The organism is Blautia sp. MSK18_10 (genome assembly GCF_020553185.1).
GTDB classification, from domain to species: Bacteria; Bacillota; Clostridia; order Lachnospirales; family Lachnospiraceae; genus Blautia_A; species Blautia_A wexlerae.
In genome coordinates this window covers 1-3,109 of sequence record NZ_JAJCGT010000087.1, presented here as the reverse complement: position 1 = coordinate 3,109, position 3,109 = coordinate 1, and the positions used below count along the sequence as shown (strand labels likewise).

The 3,109-nt window shown below is 36.8% G+C and carries 6 protein-coding genes and 1 pseudogene; 1 reads left to right on the top strand and 6 read right to left on the bottom strand.

Annotated elements, in window-relative coordinates; genetic code table 11:
- A pseudogene (locus LI074_RS18035) lies at window positions 1–134 on the top strand (cupin domain-containing protein); the annotation flags it as partial.
- Window positions 135–240: 106 nt separating this feature from the next.
- On the opposite strand, the gene LI074_RS16810 reads toward LI074_RS18035, so the two are convergent.
- The 6 genes from LI074_RS16810 to LI074_RS16790 all read right to left on the bottom strand — a co-directional run bounded on the left by LI074_RS16810 (window position 241) and on the right by LI074_RS16790 (window position 2,894).
- The gene (locus LI074_RS16810; RefSeq protein ID WP_008373708.1) at window positions 241–387 is read right to left on the bottom strand and encodes a hypothetical protein; all 147 of its coding nucleotides are present in this window, start codon (window positions 385–387) and stop codon (window positions 241–243) included.
- A gap of 40 nt (window positions 388–427) precedes the next feature.
- Window positions 428–952, bottom strand: coding sequence for a flavodoxin family protein (locus LI074_RS16805; protein WP_055057988.1), 525 nt, complete (start codon window positions 950–952; stop codon window positions 428–430).
- Window positions 953–999: 47 nt separating this feature from the next.
- Window positions 1,000–1,521 (bottom strand): alpha/beta fold hydrolase, encoded by a 522-nt coding sequence (locus LI074_RS16800; RefSeq protein WP_320443429.1) that lies wholly within the window; start codon window positions 1,519–1,521, stop codon window positions 1,000–1,002.
- A 29-nt stretch (window positions 1,522–1,550) separates the two neighbouring features.
- Complete coding sequence (locus LI074_RS17515) at window positions 1,551–1,742, bottom strand: alpha/beta fold hydrolase (protein ID WP_270410938.1); 192 nt, start codon at window positions 1,740–1,742, stop codon at window positions 1,551–1,553.
- Window positions 1,743–1,836: 94 nt separating this feature from the next.
- Window positions 1,837–2,442 (bottom strand): DUF1349 domain-containing protein, encoded by a 606-nt coding sequence (locus LI074_RS16795; protein WP_120062782.1) that lies wholly within the window; start codon window positions 2,440–2,442, stop codon window positions 1,837–1,839.
- A gap of 26 nt (window positions 2,443–2,468) precedes the next feature.
- Window positions 2,469–2,894, bottom strand: a complete 426-nt coding sequence (locus LI074_RS16790) for a GNAT family N-acetyltransferase (RefSeq protein ID WP_055057987.1) — start codon at window positions 2,892–2,894, stop codon at window positions 2,469–2,471.
- Window positions 2,895–3,109: the final 215 nt, after the last annotated feature.

Here is a 3,109-nt window from a genome sequence, read left to right as displayed (position 1 = left end):
ACTGGCTAAAAATCGCACCTGCTGCAAAGCGTCAGTTTTTTGCATCCGATATTTCTGGAATTACTTATATCTGCATTCAGGTAAAAGAAAACTCTCTGGAACATTTTACAGCAGAGGATGCCGTAATCGGCTAATTAAAAGTATTTATTTACAAAAATGCACAGTTCACGATAAGCTAAGAACTGTGCATTTCTTTTTTGTTCAATATTACGTTTTCTCAATTTTTCAAACAAGAAGTTATCAGTGATTATCTTTTAGAAAACAGCCAACTACAGCGACGCCAAATCCAAGAACACCTAGGACATATCCCCAAAAATTATTTGTTGTCACAGCAATTCCTAAAGGTATTATTGCAATCCCCAATAACTCAATCTTAATTCCTTTCATCGCAAATACCTTCGTTACAAACTTGAATTTGGAGTGTACTTTATAAATTTTTTCCGATTCCCTCAAGTTCATTCATGGAATTCTTATTTTTTTCAAGTTCATCTCTGGCTGTTGCATAATATGATTTATTGAAAAGCATGTCCCATGAAAGATATTTTGCCATACAGTCAAACTGCTTATCAATCAGCTCATACTGGATACTGTCTACGGGAGAACCACCTACAACAATCGTGCCCACTTTTTTATTTTTTAACTGCAATCCACGGCAGTAGCACTTATCAATGACTAATTTCAATTGTGCTGACATTCCCCACCAATAAACTGGCGTAGCAAAAAGAATCATATCTGCGGCAGCAATTTTATCAATTGTAGGATTTGTATCATCCTTATCGACGCATCCCTTAGAGCATTGACAGACACCACATCCCTTGCATGGTGCAATGTTGAGTTTGTCGGGTTCAATGATTTCAATTTCATTCTTTTCTGACGCTCCTTTTATAAATGCATTGATTGCTGTCAGCGTGTTTCCTTTTCTGGCACTTCCATTAATGATTACAATTTTCATGCGTGTATCCTCCAACTTTTTCAATTCAAATAACTTTAGGTTGCCTGTCATAAAATATTCGAGAAGAACTCTTCTAGTAAACTATTGATCATCTCCGGTTTATCTGTATTAGAATTATGACCGACCCCTTCAATCCACTTTAAAGGAATTTTCGTTTTTCGATGCCATTCTCTGTTATACCTTATGCATGAACCGGCATGATCCTTTGTACCACATATCAACAGGGAAGGACATTTGATTTCATAAGGCAGATCCTTTTCCATTGCCTCTGCCAGAATACGAAATCCATGCCCGGCAATTTGTGCATAACGATGCTGATCACCATCATAGACCAGCATCATTTCCTTCATCAGGTTTCTGCCATAATTAGAAGTTGCAACTCCCTTTGTTCCGGATTTCAAAAGCAACTTCCATGGGTAATGTGCATATACTGGTTCCATTCTTTTCAGAAGCCAGATCTCCACTGCTGTCACATAGTTTCTCTGGAGCGGTGCTGAATCAATGGAAATAAAACCTGCCAGCCGGTCAGGATACAATTGTGCATAAGCCTGGCCTACATATCCTCCCATTGATTGACCGATTATAATTGGTTTTATGATTAAAAGGCATGAGCCGGTGCATCCCATACAATAATATTATATTTTCCATCGAAGTACGCAACCTGTTTATCAAACAGTCTATGGTCAGCAGTCAGCCCCGCAAGAAATACAAGCGTCGTTGTATCCAAACTCAGAATACTTGACCAATAGTGAATTGTTCCGCAAGGAGTTTGATATGTACTTTCCTTCAACAAATCCACCTCCGCAATTTTCATTTTTCTCAGTTACACAAACTGAAAAACTTTAACTATTTTCATATTGGTTTTTTGTATCAAATACATTCTGCTACATCTCATCCGGTTTTTGACCGTCGTGGGCTTTCCATTGACACTCCGTCAATTTCATATCTGTAAATACCGCTTTAAACGATGAATCTTCCGGACTGCATGCATAAATTCCAAATTTAATTTTTCCTGCACCAGCCCACATATGACAAATCCTCATTTGCTTAAACCGTATGCCATCCTCAGAACATTCAATGCAATAATCATCTTCACGTCTACTGAGACGATACCACATAGATTTAATCTCTGCATCAATTTCCGTAGTTGCCCAATCTGAATATCCATTGTTTGTCACAACACTTCCCAGGTGCTGAAAATTGTCATTCTCATATTCTATAGAACCTTTCAACCAATTCTCACTGTCAAGATACATAACCACACCGCACTGATCAAAGCGATGATGGCTTTCCTTAAAATCTGTTTTCACCATAAATGAAAAAAACTTTTCCTCTGTTTCTATCTGCAAAACCGGAGCATTATCATTGCGGAAATGATAGTAAGTTCTTTGCCACAAATCAGTTTCAGGCTGTGTAATAATCTCAATTTTGTCATCTGTCAGCGTGTAATCATCAGGTTCTCTCGTCCACTTAAAATCTTTTATATTCATTTCATTATCCCTCCAACTTCCGATTTCTATTTTCGTTTCCATAGCATAGTGTACTCTTTTTCACCAGTATCTTCATCCAAATCTTCACATTGAATAATGAACCCTTCTCTTTGGTAAAAAGAAATTGCTCTGGCATTCTTCTGGTATACATTTAATCGTAAGCTAACTTTTTTATCCTTAACATAATCTAATAAAAGCTTACCTATGCCACATGACTGCATTTCATCGGAGACAAAAATACCTTCGATATATTCAGCATTTAGTCCTACAAATCCTTGAATCATTTTATCCTCTTCATACACATAGACTTCGGATTGTGACATCATTTCTTTCACTAATTCATAATTACTTTTCCAGTATTGATTGGAAATAAAATAATGTGCTTTCAGATTTGTCTTTAACCATATGTCAGCAACTCTATCGATATCTCCGTTCAGCAACTTTCTAATCATAACAAATATTCTCCACAACTACATCCTTTATGCTTTTCTCTTTTATCCATTCTATCACAAGCTCACCATTAATCATCAATTTTTTGATATTTTTTTTCTCCTATTGCAAAACAGCATCTGAGCGTTTCGTTATATAGAGTGGTACAAATACAGAGCAAAAGTGAATTACTCGGTAACTGAGTTACCAGAGCATCTGAATTAAGGCGGGATACCGC

What these genes read in the sequence shown, in the direction of transcription:
- LI074_RS16805 (WP_055057988.1), bottom strand. Translation starts at nt 952, where the DNA reads ATGAAAATTGTAATCATTAATGGAAGTGCCAGAAAAGGAAACACGCTG.
- LI074_RS16795 (WP_120062782.1), bottom strand. Translation starts at nt 2,442, where the DNA reads ATGAATATAAAAGATTTTAAGTGGACGAGAGAACCTGATGATTACACG.
- LI074_RS16810 (WP_008373708.1), bottom strand. Translation starts at nt 387, where the DNA reads ATGAAAGGAATTAAGATTGAGTTATTGGGGATTGCAATAATACCTTTA.
- LI074_RS16800 (WP_320443429.1), bottom strand. Translation starts at nt 1,521, where the DNA reads ATGGGAGGATATGTAGGCCAGGCTTATGCACAATTGTATCCTGACCGG.
- LI074_RS16790 (WP_055057987.1), bottom strand. Translation starts at nt 2,894, where the DNA reads ATGATTAGAAAGTTGCTGAACGGAGATATCGATAGAGTTGCTGACATA.